Origin of the sequence: uncultured Bacteroides sp. (assembly GCF_958445495.1) — a bacterium.
In the GTDB taxonomy this organism is placed as follows: domain Bacteria; phylum Bacteroidota; class Bacteroidia; order Bacteroidales; family Bacteroidaceae; genus Bacteroides.
Map to the genome: position 1 here is coordinate 1 of NZ_CAUCSQ010000007.1, position 24981 is coordinate 24981.

At 49.6% G+C, this 24981-nt stretch carries 13 protein-coding genes and 1 pseudogene; 10 read left to right on the top strand and 4 right to left on the bottom strand.

Translation table 11 applies throughout. From position 1 onward, the window contains the following. Nucleotides 1–417: 417 nt before the first annotated feature. Together Q5076_RS03830 and Q5076_RS03835 are read left to right on the top strand one after the other, a co-directional pair. Nucleotides 418–597: a hypothetical protein gene (locus Q5076_RS03830; protein ID WP_303010966.1), complete on the top strand. Its 180-nt coding sequence runs from the start codon at nucleotides 418–420 to the stop codon at nucleotides 595–597. 9 nt (nucleotides 598–606) lie between these two features. Then, a complete protein-coding gene (locus Q5076_RS03835; protein ID WP_303010967.1) occupies nucleotides 607–2862 on the top strand; it encodes a hypothetical protein in 2256 nt (751 codons plus the stop codon). 315 nt (nucleotides 2863–3177) lie between these two features. On the opposite strand, the gene Q5076_RS03840 is transcribed toward Q5076_RS03835, so the two are convergent. Further along, nucleotides 3178–3891, bottom strand: coding sequence for a hypothetical protein (locus Q5076_RS03840; protein ID WP_303010968.1), 714 nt, complete (start codon nucleotides 3889–3891; stop codon nucleotides 3178–3180). 296 nt (nucleotides 3892–4187) lie between these two features. Here Q5076_RS03840 and Q5076_RS03845 point away from each other — a divergent pair, with 296 nt between their 5' ends. From Q5076_RS03845 to Q5076_RS03880, 8 genes are all read left to right on the top strand, one after another. Beyond that, nucleotides 4188–5927 (top strand): thrombospondin type 3 repeat-containing protein, encoded by a 1740-nt coding sequence (locus tag Q5076_RS03845; RefSeq protein ID WP_303010969.1) that lies wholly within the window; start codon nucleotides 4188–4190, stop codon nucleotides 5925–5927. A gap of 66 nt (nucleotides 5928–5993) precedes the next feature. Then, nucleotides 5994–6662: a DUF3826 domain-containing protein gene (locus Q5076_RS03850; RefSeq protein WP_303010970.1), complete on the top strand. Its 669-nt coding sequence runs from the start codon at nucleotides 5994–5996 to the stop codon at nucleotides 6660–6662. A gap of 199 nt (nucleotides 6663–6861) precedes the next feature. Beyond that, a complete protein-coding gene (locus tag Q5076_RS03855) occupies nucleotides 6862–7791 on the top strand; it encodes a glycoside hydrolase family 43 protein (protein ID WP_303010972.1) in 930 nt (309 codons plus the stop codon). Between the two features lie 21 nt (nucleotides 7792–7812). After that, nucleotides 7813–11133 (top strand): glycosyl hydrolase family 65 protein, encoded by a 3321-nt coding sequence (locus Q5076_RS03860; RefSeq protein ID WP_303010973.1) that lies wholly within the window; start codon nucleotides 7813–7815, stop codon nucleotides 11131–11133. Between the two features lie 49 nt (nucleotides 11134–11182). Continuing rightward, complete coding sequence (locus tag Q5076_RS03865) at nucleotides 11183–13966, top strand: glycoside hydrolase family 78 protein (RefSeq protein ID WP_303010975.1); 2784 nt, start codon at nucleotides 11183–11185, stop codon at nucleotides 13964–13966. A 168-nt stretch (nucleotides 13967–14134) separates the two neighbouring features. Continuing rightward, nucleotides 14135–15478, top strand: coding sequence for a glycoside hydrolase family 28 protein (locus tag Q5076_RS03870; RefSeq protein WP_303010976.1), 1344 nt, complete (start codon nucleotides 14135–14137; stop codon nucleotides 15476–15478). 69 nt (nucleotides 15479–15547) lie between these two features. Further along, on the top strand, nucleotides 15548–17512 hold the full coding sequence (locus Q5076_RS03875) for a DUF3826 domain-containing protein (protein ID WP_303010978.1): 1965 nt from the start codon (nucleotides 15548–15550) through the stop codon (nucleotides 17510–17512). Nucleotides 17513–18507: 995 nt separating this feature from the next. Continuing rightward, nucleotides 18508–19305 (top strand): patatin-like phospholipase family protein, encoded by a 798-nt coding sequence (locus Q5076_RS03880; RefSeq protein WP_303010980.1) that lies wholly within the window; start codon nucleotides 18508–18510, stop codon nucleotides 19303–19305. A 20-nt stretch (nucleotides 19306–19325) separates the two neighbouring features. Here the strand turns inward: Q5076_RS03880 and Q5076_RS03885 are convergent. From Q5076_RS03885 to Q5076_RS03895, 3 genes and pseudogenes are all read right to left on the bottom strand, one after another. Then, a pseudogene (locus Q5076_RS03885) lies at nucleotides 19326–19421 on the bottom strand (oxidoreductase); the annotation flags it as partial. 180 nt (nucleotides 19422–19601) lie between these two features. Then, nucleotides 19602–23471: a family 78 glycoside hydrolase catalytic domain gene (locus tag Q5076_RS03890; protein ID WP_303010982.1), complete on the bottom strand. Its 3870-nt coding sequence runs from the start codon at nucleotides 23469–23471 to the stop codon at nucleotides 19602–19604. Nucleotides 23472–23500: 29 nt separating this feature from the next. Next, on the bottom strand, nucleotides 23501–24946 hold the full coding sequence (locus Q5076_RS03895; protein ID WP_303010984.1) for a glycoside hydrolase family 140 protein: 1446 nt from the start codon (nucleotides 24944–24946) through the stop codon (nucleotides 23501–23503). Nucleotides 24947–24981 lie beyond the last annotated feature (35 nt).

The window sequence follows — 24981 nt, forward strand, 5'->3', positions numbered from 1 at the left end:
AGAGTTCTGCTGTCTGATACAAGAGGATAAATTGAATTGATAGAACTCACCTTTATATATATTGGAATTTCAATAGCCTTCCCGGAAATCACAGGACGATTTCCGGGGAGGCTGTTTTTTTTATATCTGAACACACCCTTTTCAATAACTCCTGTCATATTCTCCCGGTCTGTAAATATCCGGTCTTTCTAAAAGCTGCCCTCCGTTCCAATATGGAGGAGAGGAAATGCAATCTCCTCCCTCCCGTACAAAGTGTGAGAATTATCGTATTTTATGATATTAACCGTATATAAAAATAACCATAGATTTGTACCCTTGAAAGTACAATCCTGCAAAAATCTATTTGTGCGCAATAGGCCGGATATGAATGTTAGTAACAACCTGAATTACATTAGTAATAATAAAAAGAGAGAAATTATGGAACAGCAAGTAAAAGAAGATTATCAGTCTCCCATGATTGAAACAATCTGGATTAATCTGGAAAACGGATTTATGACAGGGTCTGTAGTCGAAAGACAGACTAATATTACGGAAGAAACCTGGGAAGATGGAAATAATGAAGAAAGTGATGACATATATACAGATATTTTATTTTAGAATAGAATTATGAAACCATACTTATTGAAGACAAATTTGCAGATACTACTGTTTATTTTTACAGTATTGTCAACTTTATCCTCATGTACAAACGAAGAAGGAGAGAAGTTCTCCGGTTCATTGCCGGGAGCCATTGATTTACAAGTGAGTTTGGGAAATTTTGACGTGCCTTCCACTAGTACGAGAGCAGAAACATCGGTTATAAGTTCGCAAACCGTAGAATTGGCGGAACAGCTTTATGCACAAGTCATCGTGTCTGAAGAGGATGGTCCGGCCACACGTGCAACTACGGATAATGTGTTGACGGAAAATATGAAATTCCGTATACAGGCTTATGAAGATGACATTCTGAAAACGAGCATTCTCTATCAGGTACTCGGTGAAGGAGCGGTGTCCATTATAGACGGACAAAATTACGACATTGAGCCGGAATACGGATATATAGAAACCGGAGGACATAAGTTTTTCCGTCTGGTACCAGGCAAGTCCTATAAATTAGTCGGTTATACGGACGGTACGGAGAATGATCCGGGAGCTGTCCCAGGAAACTTATTCACTTATACATGGCGAAAGAATTATATGCAATTCGTGAAGGATAACGTGACGATAAATAATGGAGATAATACTCTTGCCGCAGTTTTTAAACACATGAATGCCGCTATCCAGGTCATAGTTAATACGGATGATTTATCCGGTAATGTGGAAAATGCCCAAGCGGTTATATGGCAAGAGTCTTCCATGCCCTATATGAATTCATGGGACTTCCTCTCCTGCAGTTTTACGGATACGCCGCTAACGGTGGACGGAAGCACAGATAACGGAGTATTGATTGATTGGGATAATGTTGCAGCAGCCACAACGTTTAAAAGCAACCTTTCATATTTTGTTCCGGGGGAATACGGAGCGTTAAAAATTAAATTTAATTCGATAAGAGTAAACGGTTCTGATTTCTCCAATACCAATACCATCTCATTATCGTCAAATACCTTCAATACACTGTCGAGGAATAAAAAATACGTTGTGACGATTAAGTTCATACCTCCGGCAAAATTGGAGTATAACCAAGTTGATTTGTATTGGGGAAATGATGATACCAATGGGGATGGTATCGTTGACGTAAATGGAACCAATTACGTATTTAATGTACTGAATCAGATAACAGCCAATAAGTCCGATCTTTGGTTACGTTTGCCGGAAGGGATGTATTGGGCAGGAAATTCCGGGTTAAAGGTGAATGAAACTCCTGTTATAATAAAAGTTGCCGAAGGAACTACTGTCGATATTACCGTACAGATGAGTCCGTCCTTACGTGGCAGGAGTGTGGATGTAACGGTACATACGACTTTGGCGGACGCTATCGCAGGCGTACAGGCCAAACAGATAGTACCTGTTGCCTGGTATAACAGGCTTGGGCATCTTGCACAGAAAGTAGGAAGTGAAGAAAATAAGCAGTATTCTTATTCGAAGTATGTGAAAGGGGAGTCGGCAGGTACGAATACCTCATTGAGTTTTAGTAATGATAAGGGATATGTGGCTATCGGTAAAAATCCGGCGCAGCCTGAAGTAAATGCAGTCCTCACTAAAGTATTGCCGACTCGCGAAGGAATATTTTATTGTGAAGAACAAGATAAGCAAGGTAATACGAAAAAGACCAAAGTGTATGTACAACAGAATACTTTGGGATTTGTAGCCAGCGGAATTTTCGTTAGAGATGGAAAATATGTGATTACAGAAGATGGAAAAAAAGAAGAACGAGTCTTCTTCATGCCTGGATGTGATGTCGGCATACAAGGGTACAGTACAAATTCCAGCTTCTCTGCCGAAGGAGTCACCTGGCAGGCCTGGCGTCCCGTTGATTATTATTATACGGTAGATTCAGTTGGAAACCTGACCGCCCATAGCGGTCTGAGTCTGGCGGACTTTAGAAAAGGTGTTAATATTGACCATAGAGGAGACCCTTGCAGTAAAGTATCTCCCATGTATTCATATAGATATGCCACTGCCTCTGAGATAGATTATCTGATAAAAGGAGCTACACACTCTACAAAGTACATGACAAGGATATACATGCCGGTTCTCAAACAGTATTTATATTCCGAGGGAGCATGGAGAATTTCTATGAATTCGCAAAAGACCAATGGCTGTCTCAGTGAAGTAAGTGCAAGATGGAGTGGAAAAGGATGTGCAATTGATGGTTATGCCGGATCGGTAATAAGGCAGAATTCGTTTTATCATGCAGCCCGTGCCTTATGTGTCAGGAATTAGCGATTGAAAAAGAAACCGGAATATCCCGAATTTTATTTTGAGAGGAGCTTGATTTTATAGATTAAGGTCATTTAAAATCCCCTTGTTTTTAACTTATTGTAATCCAAGATTAAAAACAAGGGGATTATTACGTTTCAACATGCAGATTATTTATTAAATAAGCCTGCTTCATTTTCCTGTTTCGGAATATTGCTTTTGCAATTTAAACACCACCGGTTTTGTATCCGCATGATTTAAGAGGAACAGTTACAGTGAATTCCTCGCAGAAACAACCTCTTCCTGATAAGAATAATTATCAGGAAGAGTTCTATTATTTCATTTATTTGATTTACAGTACATTATTTTATAATGGTCCTTATCGTATTCCGATATTTGAACCGCTAAATTTCCGTCCAGGCTGGCCCATTTCCCTTTACCGAGCCCCCAGTATCGTTCAACAAAAAAGGTATATAACTTTTCCTCTGTCATTTTCTTTCTGTCCACGACCGAATATGAAGCGGAAAGCAGTCCGGTTTCTTCGTTGAAGAAATAATATTCACCTGTCGGTTCGGTTCCTCCATGCCTGTAATAGAACACATTCAAATCGGTTTGCAGTTCATAACCGTCTCCCTTCTGCCGAATCAATTCTTTTTTCGTCAAGTTAAAGTCGTGTAAAGGCTCCATAAATTCCGGACTCCTGGGGATAACCGTCACTTTTACTTTAATGCTCTTGGTGTCTCCCTGAACTATGACATAAGTAATGCCGGCACACATACCGAGCACCTCTCCTTTGGGAGTGACTTTTGCGATACGTTCATTTTCAGAAGTAAAAGATACCTGCCTTGTGCCAGAGACATTGATTCTCTGGCTTTGGGGCGGCCAATCCACATCCACCCACAATGTACTTAAAATAATATCGGACACATCTACCGTCATTTCAACCGGCTCATCTTCCCTATTGCTGCAAGAAGTGAATGAAACGAAAAGCAAGACAAATACACCTGCCATAAGCATCACAATAATTACTGCGGCATAAAATAAATTCTTCATAAACATACGAAAGTTTTAATTATATAATTCAGATTTAAATCGCTGGATACAAATGTACCGATAAAGAACTCATCGGAATATATCCAAAAGTCCGATAGCTTTCTCCTTTCATACGGCTGGCATAATTTATGAGAGAAAAAGGGAAGATTCACCTACTTGCCATGCCTTTATATCGTATGAATGGAAAGAAAGTAGGATTCTCGGCAGATATTTTGTATCACTGTTGATTACAAATCTTTTTCTCTTTCGTCTTATTATTGTATTTTTGAATTTACTATTCACAAAACCCAATAAAAATGAAGAAGAAACATGCACTTTTGGCAGCTTTTGCTGCAACAATGTTGGCTCCGAACGTTGTGTGGGCGCAATACCCGCAATTGACCGACGAAGCCAAAGAAAATTATAAAAAGATGATGACAGAAGAGCGGAAACGTTCGGATGAAGCATGGGCAAAAGCATTACCTATAATCCAGAAAGAAGCAAAAGAAGGACGTCCTTATATTCCTTGGGCCAGTCGTCCGTATGATTTACCCCAGGCAGACATTCCGGCATTTCCCGGTGCCGAAGGTGGCGGTATGTATAGTTTCGGCGGGCGTGGCGGTAAAGTGATTACCGTGACAAATCTGAACGACCGCGGGCCGGGTTCCTTCCGTGAAGCCTGCGAGACAGGCGGTGCGCGCATAATCGTGTTCAATGTTGCAGGTATCATCCATCTGGAATCTCCGATAATCGTCCGTGCTCCCTATGTCACTATTGCAGGACAGACAGCTCCCGGCGACGGAGTATGCATTGCCGGCGAATCCTTCTGGGTAGATACGCATGATGTAGTGGTGCGTCACATGCGTTTCCGTCGCGGGGAAACGAAAGTCTGGCATCGTGACGACTCTTTCGGAGGCAATCCGGTGGGCAATATCATGATAGACCATTGCTCTTGTACATGGGGGCTGGATGAGAATATCTCTTTCTACCGCCACATGTACGACCCCAGTGAAGGACAATATGAAAGCAAAGACCTGAAACTCCCGACTGTGAACGTAACCATTCAGAACACGATTTCCGCAAAAGCGCTGGATACCTACAACCACGCTTTCGGAAGCACGCTAGGAGGTGAGAACTGTGCATTCGTCCGTAACCTTTGGGCAAGCAATTCCGGACGTAATCCCTCCATCGGATGGAATGGAATTTTCAATTTCGTTAATAATGTCGTATTCAACTGGGTACACCGTTCTTCCGACGGCGGCGATTATACAGCCATGTTCAATATGATTAACAACTACTACAAACCCGGACCTGCCACGCCTAAAGATACGAACGTGGGACACCGCATCCTGAAACCGGAAGCCGGACGCAGCAAACTGGACCACAAAGTGTACGGACGTGTATATGCCGACGGCAATATCATGGAAGGGTATCCGGAAATAACCAAAGACAACTGGAATGGCGGCATACAGATTGAAAATCAATCGAATACAGACGGATATACGGAATATATGCGCAGCTATAAACCGTTTGAGATGCCGTATATCAATATTATGGGAGCGAACGACGCTTATGACTACGTATTGAAACATGCCGGCGCTAATATCCCATGTCGTGACATTGTAGACGAACGTGTGATCGAAGAAGTGAGAACCGGCATTCCCTACTATGAGAAGAAACTCCCGAAAGACGCTTACGGCGATCTTACCGGCCTGGCTCCGAAATCCATGGGCGAAGACGGACAGTTCAGATACCGCCGTCTGCCGAAAGATTCGTATAAACAAGGAATCATCACAGATATCCGCCAGATGGGAGGATATCCCGAATACAAAGGCACTCCGTACGTAGATACGGACGGTGACGGCATGCCGGACGAATGGGAAAAAGCCAACGGGCTGAATCCGAACGACCCGAGCGATGCCAATGAAGATTGTACGGGCGACGGATACACCAATATCGAAAAGTATATCAATGGCATCAGTACGAAACACAAGGTAGACTGGAGAGATTTGAAAAACAATTACGATACCCTGGCTGAAAAAGGAAAATTAATGTAGTTGGCAACAAAGATGCCGGAGAGGCAACCCCCCTTTGCCGGCATCTTGATAAAAAAAGCAAAATCAATGAAAAAGATTCTGATAGTATCACTTCTTTTTATTTCCGGTTGGATGTCTGCACAGACAGTCGGGCTGAACAAGGAAAACCGTGATTCGAAGTACGTGGAGTCCATTGTCAACCGGTCGCAAAAAATCGTTGACAAATTAGGGCTTACGGATGCGAAGGTCGCCGAAGATGTCCGTAATATCATCGCCAACCGTTATTTCGAGTTGAACGATATTTATGAAGTGCGTGATGCCAAAGTGAAAGAAGTAAAAGAGTCCGGATTGACGGGCGACGCTAAAAAAGAAGCCTTGAAAGCCGCCGAAAATGAAAAGGACGCAGCCCTGTACCGTTCCCACTTCGCTTTCCCCGCCAATCTGTCCCTCTTTCTGGATGAAAAACAGATTGAAGCGGTAAAAGACGGAATGACCTACGGAGTAGTCAAAGTGACCTACGACTCGCATCTCGACATGATTCCGACCTTGAAAGAAGAAGAGAAAGCGCAGATATACGCCTGGCTTTTGGAAGCCCGTGAATTTGCCCTGGACGCTGAAAATTCGAACAAGAAACATGCCGCCTTCGGCAAATATAAAGGACGCATCAATAATTATCTGGCAAAGCGCGGATATGATTTGAAAAAAGAACGTGAAGAATGGTACAAACGTGTAAAAGCACGCGGAGGTTCTCTCTGAATACAATAAGAGCGGAATTAATTCCCGAATTAAATGGTTAGTTTGTTTGATGGTGAAAAGGGTGGCTCGGAGAGTCGCCCTTTTTGGCGTGATAAAACCGGATTCTTATGAGTCCGTTTGAGTACAAACAGCCCTTTTCATCGTCTCCCTTGTAAAAGAGTGTAGTTTTTATAGAATAAAAGAATCATAGAGAAAAGAAATGGGAAAGTTAAGGAATACATTCATTGCGTTAAGCATCTTGTTTTTGGTTTCTTGTGGGGGAAACAAAGACTATTATATGTTCACTTCATTCCGCGAGCCTGCCGACGGAGGTCTGAAATATCTGTACAGTGAAGACGGAATCCATTGGGACAGCATACCCGGCACATGGCTGAAACCGGAACTGGGGCAGCACAAGCTGATGCGCGACCCCTCTATGGCACGCACCCCGGACGGAACCTACCATCTGGTATGGACAACCAGTTGGAAAGGAGATTTAGGTTTCGGATATGCACATTCCAAAGACCTGATTCATTGGTCGGAACAGCAGATGATTCCCGTGATGGCAGACGAACCGGCCACTGTCAACGTGTGGGCGCCGGAAATTTTCTACGATGACGAGAACGAACAGTTCATGGTAGTATGGGCGTCATGCATCCCCGGCCGTTTCGAAAAAGGAATAGAAGAAGAAACCAACAACCATCGCCTGTATTACATCACGACAAAAGACTTCAAGACCGTCTCGAAAGCCAAGCTGCTGTACGACCCCGGATTCAGCTCGATTGACGCCGTTATCGTGAAACGGGCGAAGAAAGACTATGTGATGGTGCTCAAAGACAACACGCGCCCCGAACGCAACCTGAAAGTAGCCTTTGCCGATTCTCCGGCAGGGCCTTATTCACCGGCGTCCCAGCCTTTTACCGAATCGTTTGTAGAAGGTCCTTCCGTGGTGAGGCTGGGAGACGATTACCTGATATATTTCGATGTGTATAAAAAGAAAATATATGGAGCCATGCGTACGAGAGACTTTCTGAATTTCACGGACGAAACAAAGAATGTCAGCGTGCCGGCGGGACATAAGCACGGAACCATTTTCAAAGCCCCGGAACCTGTCGTGAAAGCACTCCTGGAAGAAAGCAAGAAGAAATAAATTATAAAACCTGAATAAATCATGAACAACTCTGCCAAAATCCTATTTGTACTGGCTGCCGGGTGGCTGGCCGCTACGGCATCCGCCCAGGACAGAATACATTATACGGGAAAAGAATTGTCGAATCCCGCCTGCCATGACGGACAACTGTCTCCGGTGGTGGGAGTACACAACATACAACTGGTGCGTGCCAACCGTGAACATCCGGACGCATCGAACGGAAACGGGTGGACTTACAACCACCAGCCCATGTTAGCGTATTGGAACGGCCGGTTCTACTATCAATATCTGGCAGACCCTTCGGATGAGCATGTCCCGCCCTCACAGACCTTTTTGATGACCTCGGCAGACGGCTACCGATGGACCAATCCGGAAATCGTGTTCCCTCCATACCGGGTTCCGGACGGATATACCAAACAATCCCGTCCGGGCGTGCAGGCAAAAGATTTGTACGCCATCATGCACCAGCGCGTCGGTTTCTACGTCTCCAAGTCCGGCCGTCTGATAACGATGGGAAATTACGGAGTGGCCCTGGACAAAAAAGACGACCCGAATGACGGCAACGGCATTGGCCGGGTGGTACGCGAGATAAAGAAAGACGGTTCGTTCGGGCCGATTTACTTTATCTATTACAACCACGGATTCAGTGAGAAAAATACGGACTATCCCTATTTCAGGAAAAGCAAAGACCGTGAATTCGTGAAAGCATGCCAGGAAATCCTGGATAATCCGCTCTATATGATGCAATGGGTAGAAGAAGCCGACCGTGAAGACCCCATCATCCCGTTGAAAAAAGGCTATAAGGCATTCAACTGCTATACGCTGCCCGACGGACGCATCGCCAGCCTGTGGAAACACGCCTTGACTTCCATCAGTGAAGACGGAGGGCGTACATGGGCGGAACCCGTGCTTCGTGCAAAAGGCTTTGTCAACAGCAATGCGAAAATCTGGGGACAACGGTTGAGCGACGGCACTTATGCCACCGTATATAACCCGTCGGAATTCCGCTGGCCGCTGGCTATCTCTTTAAGTAAAGACGGATTGGAATATACGACGTTAAATCTGGTACACGGCGAGATAACCCCGATGCGTTACGGCGGAAACTATAAATCCTACGGTCCCCAATACCCCCGTGGCATCCAGGAAGGAAACGGCACGCCTGCCGACGGCGATTTGTGGGTTTCCTATAGCGTGAACAAAGAAGACATGTGGATTTCCCGCATTCCCGTTCCCGTAGAGACTAAAGCCGCTGCACATGCAGACGATGATTTCTCAAGATACAAGGCAATCTCCGGCCTGACGAGCTGGAATATCTATTCTCCGGTCTGGGCCCCCGTCTCTTTAGACGGGCAATGGCTGAAATTGCAAGACAAAGACCCCTTTGACTATGCCAAGGTGGAACGGAAGATTCCGGCTTCAAAAGCGCTGAAAGTATCGTTTGATTTGCTGGCGGGACAAAACGACAAAGGCACGCTCCAGATTGAATTCCTAGACGAAAACGGCATCGCCTGTTCCCGCATGGAACTGACGGATGAAGGCATTTTCCGTTTGAAAGGCGGTTCCCGGTTTGCGAACATGATGAAATATGAAGCGGGAAAAACCTACCGCGTGGAAGCAGTCCTTTCGGTTGCAGACCGCAATATACAAGTATATGTAGACGGTAAGAGAGTCGGATTGCGCATGTTCTACGCTCCCGTAGCCGCCATTGAACGAATCGCTTTCCGTACCGGTACGCCGCGTACCTTCCCGACAATGGATACTCCCGCCGACCAGACTTATGATTTGCCCGATGCAGGAGCGCAGGCCCCCTTGGCGGAATACCGCATAGCCAACGTAAAGACCTCCTCCGCTGATAAAGACGCCTCTTCCGCCTTTCTGAAATACGCGGATTTCAGTCATTATGCGGAATATTTCAACGGCATGGAAGACGAGAATATCGTGCAAGCCATTCCGAACGCCGAAGCTTCGGCATGGATGGAAGAAAATATCCCGTTGTTCGAATGCCCGCAGCGCAATTTCGAAGAAATGTACTATTACCGGTGGTGGTCGCTACGCAAGCACATCAAAAAAACGCCGGTGGGATATGGCATGACGGAGTTTCTGGTGCAGCGTTCGTATTCCGACAAATACAACCTGATTGCCTGCGCCGTCGGACATCACATCTATGAAAGCCGCTGGCTGCGTAACCCGGAATATCTGGACCAGATTATACATACCTGGTATCGCGGCAATGAAGGCGGGCCGATGAAGAAGATGAACAAATTCAGTTCGTGGAATGCGGATGCGGTGCTGGCGCGTTATCTGGTAGACGGTGACAAAGCTTTCCTGCTGGACATGACGAAAGATCTGGAGGCGGAATACCAGCGCTGGGAACGTACCAACCGCTTGAAGAACGGGTTGTACTGGCAGGGAGACGTCCAGGACGGCATGGAAGAATCAATCAGCGGCGGGCGCAGGAAAAAATACGCGCGTCCCACCATCAACAGCTATATGTACGGCAATGCCAAAGCCCTTTCGCTGATAGGGAGCCTTTCCGGCAATGAAGGAATGGCTATGAAATACGGCATGAAAGCCGATACGCTGAAAAACCTGGTAACGGGCAAACTGTGGAACACGCGCCATCAGTTCTTTGAAACCCTGCGTACCGACTCCTCGGCCAATGTGCGGGAGGCAATCGGATACATTCCCTGGTATTTCAATCTGCCGGATACGGCGAAAAAATATGAAACCGCCTGGAAAGAGATAATGGATGAAAAAGGATTCTCCGCCCCTTACGGGCTGACCACCGCCGAACGCCGTCATCCGGAGTTCCGTACCCACGGGGTAGGCAAATGCGAATGGGACGGAGCCGTCTGGCCGTTCGCTTCCGCACAGACATTGACCGCAATGGCAAACTTCATGAACAATTATCCGCAGACAGTCCTGTCCGACAGCGTTTATTTCCGTCAGATGGAGTTGTATGTCGAGTCTCAATATCATCGCGGCCGGCCGTATATCGGCGAGTATCTGGATGAAGTGACCGGCTATTGGCTGAAAGGCGACCAGGAACGCAGCCGTTACTATAACCATTCCACTTTCAATGATTTAATCATTACGGGACTGATAGGCCTGCGTCCGCGCCTGGACAATACGATAGAGGTGAACCCGCTGATTCCGGAGAACCAATGGGATTGGTTCTGCCTCGATAATGTGCTGTACCACGGCCATAACCTGACAATTCTCTGGGATAAGGACGGCGACCGTTATCACTGCGGAAAAGGATTGCGCATATTCGTTGACGGGAAAGAAGCGGGACATGCGGACACGTTGACAAAAATCATTTGCGAAGATGCGCTTCAATGACCTTTCCCTCTCTTTGTCGTTCACAGCAACTAAAAGACAATTGAAAAAAATGGACTTCTTGAAATATTTTCTCCTTCTCTGCCTGCCCTGTTTTGTACAGGCGAAGAATATAACGGTGACCCGCCTCACCTGTGAAATGCGGGAAGGCCTGGCAGTCGTCGAAGACAGTCCGCGTTTGGGATGGGCGATGGAATCGCCGGAAAACGGGACACGGCAGACCGCCTATGAAATAGACATTCGCGAAGCCTGCACGGGGCGTCCGGTATGGAATAGCGGCAAGGTAAAATCCTCCCGTAGCCAACTGGTCTCCGTCCGTGACGCGGAAGTCTGCCGCAATAACCCGTTCAGCTATGTCTGGCGTGTGCGTGTGTGGGATGAAACCGATACTCCTTCCGGATGGAGCCGTGAGGCGAAGTTCCGCATGGCTCCGGAAGGGTTTCCCGGAGCAAAGTGGATAGGGGCGATTACGCGGAAAGACGCACGCCTGCCGGAAGGACGGAAATTCCACGGGAGCGAATTGAAGAAACCCGAAGCGAAAGCCGCATGGGCGGCGGTGGATACGCTGGCAAAGAAAAGCATTTGTTTGCGGAAAAGCTTCCGGACAGACAAAAAAATCGCGGAAGCCACGGCGTATGTCTGCGGCCTGGGCTTTTATGAATTCTCCCTGAATGGAAAGAAAGTGGGCGACAGCGAATTTGCCCCCCTCTGGAGCGATTACGATAAAAGCGTCTATTACAATGCGTATGACGTGACAAAAGAGCTGCAGAAAGGGGAAAATGTAGCCGGAATCCTGCTTGGAAACGGATTTTACAATGTGCAGGGAGGACGTTACCGTAAATTGCAGATTAGTTTCGGGCCTCCGACCCTTCTATTCTCGCTGGTTGTCAATTATGAAGACGGAAGCCGGGAAACGATACAGTCGGACGAGACCTGGAAATACGACCTGAGCCCCGTAACTTTTAATTGCATTTACGGAGGAGAAGATTACGATGCGCGCCGCGAGCAGAAAGGCTGGAACCGGACGGGTTTCGATGACAGCCGATGGCGTCCGGCAGTTGTCCAGGAAGCGCCGAAAGGAATTCTCCGGGCGCAGATTGCCGCCCCGGTGAAGATAATGGAACGCTACGGCATCCGGAAAGTGACGAAACTGACCCCCGGACAAGTGGCGGCAGCCTGCAAATCCACCAAGAGAACGGTAGACCCTTCCGCCTTCGTATTGGATATGGGGCAGAACATGGCGGGCTTTCCGGAGATAACGGTACGCGGCAAGCGGGGACAAAAAGTAACCTTGCTGGTTGCCGAAGCTTTGACGGGCGAAGGAGCCTGCAACCAACGCCAGACAGGACGCCAGCACTATTATGAATATACCCTGAAAGGAGAGGGAGATGAAACCTGGCATCCCCGTTTCTCCTATTACGGTTTCCGGTACATACAAGTGGAAGGAGCCGTGCTGAAAGGGCAGGAAAATCCTCATAAACTGCCTGTCTTGAAAAACATCCAATCCTGTTTCGTCTATAACTCGGCAAAGAAAGTCTCTTCGTTCGAGTCCTCAAATCCCATATTCAATGCGGCCCACCGGCTGATAGAAAAGGCGGTCCGCAGCAATATGCAGTCGGTATTTACGGATTGCCCCCATCGGGAAAAGCTCGGTTGGCTGGAACAGGTACACCTCAACGGGCCCGGACTATTGTATAACTACGACCTGACAGCCTACGCCCCCCAGATAATGCAAAACATGGCGGATGCGCAGCATCCGGACGGAGCGATGCCGACCACCGCGCCGGAATACGTTGTCTTCGAAGGCCCCGGAATGGATGCGTTCGCAGAATCCCCGGAATGGGGCGGTTCGCTGGTAATCTTCCCGTTCATGTACTACGATGCTTACGGAGACGACTCGCTGATTCGGAAATATTACCGGAATATGCGCCGTTATGTGGATTACCTCTCGACCCGTGCAGACCGCCACATTCTCTCTTTCGGGTTGGGCGACTGGTATGACTACGGAAACTACCGTGCGGGCTTCTCCCGGAACACGCCCGTGCCGCTGGTAGCTACCGCACATTATTACATGACCGTGCAATATCTGGTGAGAGCCGCCGAAATGGTCGGAAACGATTACGACGTCCGCTATTACGGCTCTCTGGCGCGTCATATCTCGCAAGCGTTTAACGAACGCTTCTTCAACTCCCGGACGGCGCAATACGGTACGGGAAGCCAGTGCAGCAACGCTCTGCCGCTGTTCCTCGGCATGACGCGGGACGCCGGTGTCCTGGCAAACCTCATCAAAGACGTAAAAGCACACGGCAACCGCCTGACTACCGGAGACGTCGGTAACCGGTATCTGATTCAGACTTTGGCAGACAACGGAGCCAATGACCTCGTTTATGAAATGTTCAATCATGAAGAAGCGCCCGGATACGGCTTCCAATTGAAATTCGGGGCTACCACCCTGACAGAACAGTGGGACCCCCGCCAAGGCTCCTCCTGGAATCATTTCATGATGGGGCAGATTGACGAATGGTTCTTCAATTCGCTGGCGGGCATCCGCCCGTATGTCCCCTCGCTGCCGCAATCGGCCGGCAACGGGAAAGAACCGGAGCGGGGTTACCGGAAGTTCCTCATCGCCCCGAAGCCGGCGGGAGATTTGGAATATGTGAAAGCCTCCTGCGAGACGCTGTACGGTACGGTTGCCGTAGACTGGACCCGCCGGAACGGACGTTTCACCCTGAATATATCGGTTCCGGTCAATACGACGGCGGTGGTCTGCCTTCCGGGTGAAGAAGAGCCGAAAGAAGTGCAAAGCGGAACATATGAGTTCGTTTGCGCCGAATAAGAAAATATTTGCCTATCTTGCAGGCGTAAAAACAAAGTGCCCGTTGAAAAAGACACGGGGCATCATCAAAGGAAAGCACGGCAGTGATTGTAACCGGACGACAGGAAGGAAGAATCCGCCGGCATGATTTTCCAAACTAAGAATATGTATTTAATTTGACGATAAACTATGAACCTACGAACCGCTCTTTTGGTTTTTCTCTGCCTCTGCGCAGCCAATACCCTTCATGCCGAACGTGTGGATATGCTGAAGGCAGGCGCGAAGGCAAACGGCAAAACGCTCAATACGAAGTTAATCAATTCCACGATTGACCGCCTGAACCGTGCGGGCGGAGGCACTCTCTTTTTCCCCTCCGGGACCTACCTGACGGGAAGCATCCGCCTGAAAAGCAACATCACGCTGGAACTGGAAGCCGGCGCCACCTTGCTTTTCTCCGATAATTTCGACGACTATCTTCCCTTTGTGGAAGTCCGCCACGAAGGAGTGATGATGAAAAGTTTCCAACCCTTGATTTATGCGGTGGATGCGGAAAATATCACCATCAAGGGAGAAGGCACGCTCGACGGGCAAGGCAAGAAATGGTGGATGGAGTTTTTCCGCGTGATGGTCGATTTGAAAGACAACGGCATGCGGGACATCAATAAATACCAGCCCATGTGGGATGCGGAAAATGATACGGCGGCAATCTATGCCGAGACAAACAAGGATTATGTGAACACCCTGCAACGCCGTTTCTTCCGTCCTCCGTTCATTCAGCCCGTCCGCTGCAGGAATGTGAAGATTGAAGGAGTGAAGATTGTCAATTCCCCTTTCTGGACTGTCAATCCCGAATTCTGCGAGATTGTGTCGATAAAAGGAATTACGATTAATAATGTCCCTTCGCCGAATACGGACGGCATCAATCCCGAATCCTGCCGGAACGTGCATATCAGCGATTGCCATATTTCGGTCGGCGACGATTGCATAACGATTAAGTCCGGAAGGGATGCGCAGGCACGCCGTTTGGGAGCGCCGTGCGAGAATATCACCATAACCAACTGCACGATGCTCTCCGGACACGGCGGTGTCGTCATTGGCAGTGAGATGAGCGGGGGAGTGCGCAAAGTGACGATTTCCAATTGCGTATTTGACGGGACCGACCGCGGAATCCGCATCAAATCGACCCGCGGCAGGGGAGGAGTCGTAGAAGACATCCGTGTCAGCAATATCGTAATGAGCAACATCAAACAGGAAGCCGTCGTGCTGAACCTGAAATACAGCCGGATGCCGGCAGAGCCTAAGAGCGAACGCACTCCGGTATTCCGCAACATCCATATCAGCGGAATGACCGTGACGGACGTGAAAACCCCAATCCGAATCGCAGGACTGGAAGAAGCCCCGATAACCGACATCGTGTTGAGGGATATCCATATCCGGGGGGCGCGCCAGAAATGCGTTTTTGAAGATTGCGAACGTATCGTTACGGAAGATGTAACCGTCAACGGCGAGACGGTGCGGTGGCAACGGAAATAACTCGCGGGAGCATCAGGTCCCGCACTAGAACGAACAGACATATAAATATAAAATCAAATTATCAGGCTAATGAAACGGATTATTTTCTCCGTGCTTCTTGCCGCATCCCTTTCGGCGGAAGCGCAAACGCAAACATACGAGACGGAATTCGCCCGTCCCTTGAACGAAGTCCTGGCAGATATCCAGAAACGTTTCGGTATCCGTTTGAAGTATGATATCGATACGGTAGGAAAAGTATTGCCTTACGCCGACTTCCGGATTCGCCCCTATTCGGCGGAAGAGTCCCTGACAAATGTACTGGCTCCTTTCGACTACAAGTTCGTCAGGCAGAAAGGAAACATGTATAAGCTGAAAGCCTATGAATATCCCCGCCGTACGGATGCCGACGGCGAGAAGATGCTCGCCTATCTCAACACCCTTTACTCCGACAGGCAGTCTTTCGGGCTCCGCGCCGATTCGTTGAGAAAAGAAGTGCGCCGGCGTCTGGGAGTGGATACTCTGCTGGCGCAGTGCGTGAAGTCGGAACCGGTTCTTTCGAAAATCAGGAAATACGACGGTTATACGGTGCAGAACTTTGCGCTCGAAACCCTGCCCGGACTCTATGTCTGCGGTTCCGTCTACGCTCCCCGTTCGAAAGGCAGGCATGCGCTTATCATTTGCCCGAACGGGCATTTCGGCGGCGGCCGTTACCGGGAAGACCAGCAGCAACGCATGGGGACATTGGCGCGTATGGGAGCCGTGTGCGTGGATTACGACCTGTTCGGCTGGGGAGAGTCTGCCCTGCAGGTAGGGAGCGCGGCGCACCGCAGCAGTGCGGCGCATACCATCCAGGCAATGAACGGCCTGCTGATTCTGGACTATATGCTCGCCTCCCGCAAGGATATAGATTCCGCCCGTATCGGAGTGAACGGAGGTTCCGGCGGCGGCACGCAAACCGTTCTGTTGAGCGTGTTGGACAACCGTTTTACCGCTTCCGCTCCGGTAGTCAGCCTGGCTTCCCATTTTGACGGGGGATGCCCTTGCGAGAGCGGCATGCCGATTCAGTTGTCGGCGGGAGGTACTTGCAATGCGGAACTTGCCGCCTTGTTTGCTCCCCGTCCGCAATTGGTCGTATCCGACGGCGGAGACTGGACGGCAAGCGTGCCCACCCTTGAATTTCCCTATCTGCAACGTGTTTACGGATTCTACAATGCCGCGGACAAGGTTACCAATGTGCATCTTCCCGGAGAGAAACATGACTTCGGACCGAATAAGCGGAATGCAGTCTATGATTTCTTCGCGGACGTGTTTGGTCTGGACAGGGAAATGCTGGATGAAAGCAAAGTCACCGTCGAGCCGGAAGCTGCCATGTACAGCTTCGGGGAGAAAGGGGAGCTGCTGCCTGAAAATGCAATCCGTTCCTTTGACAAAGTGGCCGCTTTCATTGACAAGAAGGCCTTTGCCAAGCTGAAATCCGACGCTTCCCTTGAAAAGAAGGCGACAGACTGGGTTGCCTCCCTGAATCTGGACGACGAGAAAAAGGCGGGATTCGCCGTAACGACTATCTATAACCACCTGCGCCAGGTGCGCGACTGGCATAATGAGCATCCCTACACGACTATTCCCGCCGGTATCAATCCGCAGACGGGAAAAGCGTTGAGCAAGCTCGAACGTGAAATGATTGCAGATTCCGCCATGCCGAAAGAAGTCCATGAAAGACTGATGAAAGGCCTTCGCAGGGTGCTGACGGAAGAACAGGTCGAACAGATACTTGACAAGTACACGGTCGGCAAAGTCGCTTTCACCTTAAAAGGATACCAGGCAATTGTTCCGGACATGACGGAAGAGGAAACCGCATTCGTCTTGGAACAGTTGAAACTGGCACGGGAGCAGGCTGTCGATTATAAGAGCATGAAGCAGATTTCCGCGATTTTCGAAATCTATAAAACCCGGTGCGAACAGTATTTCAATGAACACGGGCGCAACTGGCGGCAGATGTTTAAGGACTATGTGAATAAGCGGAAAGCGGAAAAGAAAGCGCAGGGAAAGAAATGAAAAAGAACCGTTCTTTCCGGTAAGGTAATTCCGGTGAGGTAAAGACTGGTAATGCTCCGGGACAAACTCTGAAAATAGGAAATTCCTTTGTCCTTTTCCGTATGCATGGCAGCTTTTCTCTCCGCGTTTTGCCGATACCGTTATTGGGAGCGTACCGAAACTAAGATGAATGCTCGGAATAGTTACAGAATCTAACTGATAAACATAAGAATAGCCGTATCATTACTCACAAAATAGAGTTGATACGGCCTTTTTATTGCTGATGAAGAGTGCCAGGTTTCAAATGAGAAGTTTATTTCCTCTAAAATTGAATTTTGCCCTTCCCCTTTTTTATTACCGATAAAGAGTGTCGAGTTTCAGATGAAAAGTTCATTCCCTCTTGAAATTGAATTTTACTACCTTCTTTTATTACCGATGAAAAGTGTCGAGTTTCAGATAAAAAGCTCATTCCCTCTGAAATTGAATTTTACTACCTCCTTTTATTACCGATGGAGAGCGTCAAGTTTCAGATGGAAAGTTCGTTCCCTCTGAATTTGAATTTTACCATCTCCTTTTATTACCGATGAAGAGTGTCGAGTTTCAGATGAAAAGCTCATTTCCTCTGAAATTGAATTTTACTACCTCCTTTTATTACCGATGAAGAGCGTCAAGTTTCAGATGGAAAGTTCATTCCCTCTGAATTTGAATTTTACTACCTCCTTTTATTTACCGATGAAGAGCGTCAAGTTTCAGATAAAAAGTTCATTCCCTCTGAAATTGAATTTTGCCCCCTTTTTATTGCCGATGAAGAGTGTCAGGTTTCAGATAAAAAGTTTATTCCTTTTGAAATTAGGTATTGCCTTCCTTTTTCTTTTTATCCATTATTTTCCGGCAAGTTTTTTTTCAGTCAGCGGAAGCCTTTTTCTGCGGTCAGCAGGATTAATTAGGTTGAATTAATCATCTTTTACGAAGGAAAAGTGTTATTTTGCAAGTGGAATAACAGAATGATTATTGAGATGGGAAAACAAAAAGCAGCATTGGTACTTTCAATGGGAGGTGCGCGCGGCATTGCACATATCGGAGCCATTGAAGAGTTGTTACGTCGTGGTTTTGAAATAACCTCTATCGCCGGGAGTTCGATGGGGGCGATGGTAGGAGCCATGTATGCTTCGGGAAAGATGGAGGAATGCAAAGAATGGCTGTACAGTTGGGACAAACGTAAAATGTGGGAACTGGCGGACCTGACATTGAGCCGGGACGGATTGGTGAAAGGAGACCGTTTTATCAAAGAACTGAAACGGCTCATCCCTGATATGAATATCGAAGATTTGCCCGTTCCCTATGTCGCGATGGCTACGGACATTACCCGTGACCGGGAAGTGAGGTTTGACAGCGGCAGCCTGCATGAAGCCATACGCGCATCCATTTCCATCCCGATGCTTTTCCGTCCCTTGAGGAAAGACGGCATGGTGCTGATTGACGGAGGAATCCTGAATCCGCTTCCGCTGAACCACGTGCATCGTACGGAAGGAGACTGGCTGATAGCGGTCGATGTGAATGCCCCGGCAACCTGCGGGAAGAAAAAGAGAATGAGCCCCTACAACCTGCTGACGGAATCTTCAAGGATGATGATGCAGCAAATCACCCGCTACCAGATAGAACGCTGCCGTCCGGACCTGTTAATCCGGATGTCCGGCGATGCCTACGACATGCTCGAATTCCATCATGCGGCCTCCATTGTGGCGACCGGGGTGGAAGTCACGAAACAAGCCCTGTCCGCTTGTCACTTGGAGTCGGAAGACTGCGGCGGTTGAGCCTTTCCCGTTTTGCCGTGCGCCGTTTTCTTCTTGCCGTACTTTTTCATTTTGAGCCAGGCGGCTTTTCGGGCCTCATATTGCTCTTGTTGCCTTTCAATGTAATTGTCTGCCATCTTTTTCCTATTTGCCGGCAAATGTAAAATATAAAACGGATAAATGCAAAAAAACGACCGCTTGATTGGGTGGGAATGACCGCTCCTTCGGATGCAAACAACCGTATGATTACAATAAATCGACCGCTCGTTCCGACAAGAACGAGCGGTCGATTCGTTATCAATGACCGGGCAGATGCCTTACCGGAACTTCGCCGGGTCTATTTCCGCGTATTTGACCCGTTGGCGGCGCCAGGTATAGACAGCATGCAATTTGCCGTCTTTCCCTTGGATGATGCTCGGATAAGAATACTGGCTAATCGGGCTGTCCTCCAGGGTAAGCACGGGTTTCCAGTGAATCCCGTCTTCCGAAACCGCGATGCAGAGAGGAGTGCGGGGACCCTTCGGTGTGCCGGGCAACGTGGAAAAACGGTTGTAGATAAGCACATGGCGACCGTCGTCCAACGTAACGGCATCCGTCCCCGAATTGTTGTTCGGGACGTCCAGGAGCGTCACCTTGCTCCAGGTGTTTCCGTTGTCGTTGCTCCAGGCGGTGGCTATCTTCGCATTCCGCGTGCGGCAGAGCACTTGCAGCCTTCCGTCCTTATGTTTCAGGATACTCGGTTGTATTGCGTAGACAGGTTTTGCGCCCTCTCCCTCAATGGCCTCTCCGCCTTCCGGGTCGTCCGTATTGATTCCTCCCTTTTTACGGTTCTGGGTGGGAACGGACAGTTCCGCATCCAGCGGGCCCACCATCTTCCATGTTTTTCCCCGGTCGTCGGAAATCTCGAAATGAACGCGCCATCCCTTGCCGCCTTCCGTGCTGGAAGGGCAGATGATGCGCCCGTTGACGTATTCCGGCTTGTTTTTGATAGGGCCTAGGAAACCTTCGGGAAGCGGTTCGCGCTTGCTCCACGTCTTTCCCCCGTCGCGGGAACGGACAAGCCATCCCGACCAGTCGCTGACTTTCAGACCTATTTTATAGAACAGGAGCAGCTCTCCTCCCGGTATCTGGAAAAGCACCGGGTTCCAGCAAGCTTTCCGTCGGGCAATCAGCTTCCCTTTCGCATCCGTCACGGGAGTACTTGCCGAGTCAATGCCTGCCAAGGCAGCCTGCGGGTCTTTTAATGAAAATACGCCGTCGGCGGCAAGTTGGGGAGCGCTCCATTCCTTAGCCCCTTTAGGCTTGCGGCAGACCCAGATGCAACAGTCCGGATTGCGTTCTTTAGTACCGCCGAAAAAAGCGGCTACCAAATCACCGTTCTTTAATTCCGCGACCGTCGCCCCGTGGCATTCGGGGAAAGAAGCTTTCTCGTATAAAAACTCGTCGCTGAGAATTGCCGCGTCGCGGGTAGGGATGTCCACGCTGAAATGATGCTTGCCCGAACCGACCTTTTCTTTCCTTCCGTCGGGCAGATGTACTTCTCCTGTCGTATTGGCGGGAAGTTCGATGTCCCATTCCAGGTGCGTCGGAGTCTTGTTCCAACGGCTGCTTATCTTGCCGTAGATGCTGTTGTAAGATGCATCCACGCTGCTCAATTCCTGGATTTCGAAAGCCGGCTGGAAAACAATGTGCCTGTAGCCCGTTTTCCAACGGTCGGCGCGGATACCCGCCAGGTTATTGAAACACCAGGGGAGCAGGTCGCCTAACAGCATGACGTGATTGCCGCTGTTCATCTCCGGTCTGGCGGTGTCTCCGTTCCACAATTCCCAGATGGTGGTGGCTCCTTTTTCCACCATATATCCCCAGGAAGGATACGTCTTGTTGGTAGCCAGCAGGTAAGCCACATCCGCATGGCCGCGGCGGGTCAATTCGCGCAGCAGCCATTGTACCCCGATGACTCCCGTACTGATGTGCCCTTTGTTGGCGGTAATGATGGAAGCGACCGCATTCTTCGCTACTTCCTTGACGTAGTTCTTGGGAACGAGGCCGAAGGCGAGCGGCAGGATATTGGCGGTCACCGTATTGTTGCCGTAGAAAATGCTGTCCGGATACAAGGTATGCCCCGGCACGGGGGAAGTCCCCTCTTTCACGTGCAGGAAACGCGCATTGAATGCGTCTTTCATCCGGTGTTCCAAATCCTCCCATTCTTCCGCATCGGCTTTCAGCCCTTGCAGGCTGGCGAAGCGGTGCATCAGTTGCAGGATTTTCAGGTAATAGGCGGTAGCGATAAGAGTGCCGTCCGTTTTGCGGGCGGGGTCTTTGCTGTGTATCAGTTCCGGCGATTCGGGAGGCACGCACCAGTCACCGTATTTGTCTTTGGTGATGATATAATCCTCCGTCATATAATATTCACGGATATGGGACAGCCATTTCTTGATGGCCGGATAATTCTCCTTTATCGGACGGATGTCCCCGAAATGGGTGAAAAGCATGTCGCATGCCATCGGCAAGGCGGCCGGCCAGGTCACGTTGTCCGAATAATAATTCCAGAATGCCGGAGCCACATCGGGGATGCAGCCGTCTTCACGTTGCGATTCGCGGATGTCGCGCGTCCATTTGGCATACATCGCGTAATTGTCGAAAAGCATGCTTTCCCCCCAGCAGCCCATCGTGCGGTCGCCTAGCCAGGGCTGGCGTTCGTTGCGCTGCGGACAGTCTACCGGCATACCTTTATAATTGCTCCGGATTCCCCAGAAAGCGTTGCGGACAATCCGGTTCAGGGTTTCGTCGGAACACTTGAAAGAACCCGTGTGCTCCATCTCGTCTTCCACCACTTCGGCTGTGAAATCTTCCGCCTTCGCATCCGGATAGCCGCTGACCTCTACATAACGGAACCCGTGGTAAACGAAGCGCGGCGCCCAAGTAGCGTTTTCCGCCTCACGTCCGCTGACTACGTACACATCTGTCGAGCGGGCGTCGCGGAAGTTTCTGGTGTAAATCCCGCCGTCGGGCTCCAGCCCCTCCGCAAAACGGAGGCGGATGCTGTCTCCCGCCTGTCCTTTGATACGGAACCGTATCCACCCTGCCATGTTCTGGCCGATGTCCAGTATGTATTTGTCGCCGAGCTTCTTGACGGAAACGGGTTTGAGCGTCTCCGTAACCTTCATGCCGGGCATCATCTGTGCCCGCAAGGTTCCCGAAGGGATGCCGACACGTTGGGCGGGCATCCACTCTTTGTCGTCATATCCCGCCAGAGTCCAGTCGCCCAGTTCCTTGCGTGCGTCGTACTCCTCGCCGTCATACTCATTGTTGCTGCGTACGGGACCCTCGGTAGTCAGTTTCCAGGAAGTGTTCGAAACGATTGTTTCCCGGCTCCCGTCGGCATATTCGATAATCAGGTTCAGGCGCAGCTTGGGATAACCGAAGGTCGGTATCTTGTAGGGCTTGTAGTTCTGGCGCATCGTATAGAAACGGCCGTTTCCCAAAGTAACGCCGATTGCGTTCTCCTTCCGAAGCATCGGGGTTACGTCGTAAGTGTTGTACAAGATTGTTTTCCGATAGTCGGTAGGGGCGGGCGCCAATACCTGGGCGCCGATGCGCTGCCCGTTGACGAACAGCTCGTACAGCCCCATTCCGGCAATATGCACGGTGGCGCGTTCCACCTTCTTCGCCAAGGTAAACTCTTTCCGCAGGTAACGGGCGGCAAGGCGGCTCCATTGTGTCTCGCTGTCGCCGGGAGCGGCGCGGTCCAGACCTATCCATTGCCCTTGCCAGTCCGCTTCGTTAAACAGTCCCGTGCTCCAGGAAGCTGGGCTGCTCCAGTCCGTTTCGCCTTTGTTGGTGTACACTTTCACTTTCCAATAATAGGGAGTGTTCCGTTTCAGGGCTTTTCCCCCGTAAGCAATCCATTGGGAGTCGCCGGTTTCCGTTTTTCCCGAATCCCAGCAGTCTCCTTTCCCTTGCGCCAATAGCTCCGGGGAAGATGCGACAAGAATGTGGTACGCCGTCTGCACCACATCCTGCTCGTCCGATTCGATGCGCCAGCCCAGCCGGGGTTGGCGTACGTCGATACCCGACGGATTCTTCAACCGCTCCGTCCGCAGGTCGGTGATGCCTGTTGCCGCATGCAACGGACCCGCAAGAAGCAGGAGGGAGAAGAATGACAATGCCAGTATTTTTTTATTCATGAACGTCATTTTGATAAAAAGGTGACAATTTAACGGGAAGGTAACTCTGTCCAGTCTTTGTTTATATACTCTTTGCTGCTGTCCACCACAATCAGGACGTGGTCGTTCCCGCTGCTGTAACCGCTGTCATGCTGGAATTTGTGCACGCCGTTGCCGAACTCCCCGATGTACTCCAGTTTGCCGTCTTTGGTCGTGTACCACCAGGCGTTTTTCTTCTCGCCGCTGATTTTGTTGAAGTCGATTTCCATCGGTCGTCCGGTATAGTTGTACACCAGGAGGTAATCGTTGCCGCGTGTCGCGATGGCGCGGTCATAACGTTCGCCGTTCTGCCCCGCGATGATTGACTGATCGGGCACACGCTCGAAAAACGGAAAGGCCAGCATCAGGTTTTTCAGGTATTTCATCTGGTTGTAGCCCGGAGCATCCAGAGCCTCATACCAGGGCTTTTTAGCCCCGTAGGCGCCGCCCACTCCCGGTTTGATGAACTGCATGATGGAGTTATGGCCGTAAGTATGCCCGAAAGAGCCGGCAAATACGGACCAGTACGCATATCGGCGCACATCGTAATCTTTCCAGAGCAATTCGTTCTCATCATGCAGCCCGTGGGGGATTTCTTCGTAAACGGGTTCGCCGTCTATGACAGGCTTCATCGGTTTCATTGCCAGGCTGCGTTCTACGAAACGCCAGTTGTCTTCTTCCGTATTTTCCTCGATGGGGTAGTCGCCGTCGCCGAAACGTTGCCCGTAACGGCGGTGTCCGCTTTGGAACATGTTAAAGTCCAGCCAGGAAGCATCGTTGAACCAAGTGGCGGAGGTTGTCCTTCCGCGCGGGTGGAACGTCATCAGGTGATTCTTGTCGATTGCCTTGATGGAAGTGGCCAGCGCTTCCCATTCCGCCGTTTTCACATCCCCGCGGATGTCGCCGCCGATGAACCAGATAATGTTCGGGTCGTCCTTGTAACGCTCCGCCAGGAATTTGCCGTACAGCTTCGCCTGCTCCACGGTCATCTCGCCGCGGCTCACCGGGCTTCCCCAGATGCAGACCATACCGATGTATATTCCTTTCTTGGCTGCCGTGCGGATGATGTAATCCATGTGGTCCCAATAACCGTAGACTCCTTTCCGGTCGATGTTTTTGAAGTTATATCCGTCAATCATCGAATACTGCCCGTAAATATTCATGGAGGGGACATTGTTCAGCGTCTGCACTTGAACCACATTATATCCGCGGCGTTTGCACTGCTCCAGGTAATATTCGGCTTCGTCCCGATTGAGGCGTTCGGGCAGCAGCCATCCGGTTTCTCCCAACCAGAAAAAAGGAGTGCCGTTTTCGTGTTTCAGATAACGTCCCTCTTCGGAAACGACGAGTTTGCCGTTGTCCCAGGGGATGTATGTCTTTTGTTTTTTCTGCGCCGTCGCCGGAACGGTCAGTGCGAGCGACAGCAACAGAAGAGGAAGAATTTTGAATGTTCTCATTGTACTTTATCGTTTTTTTAATTGGTTATCCGTAG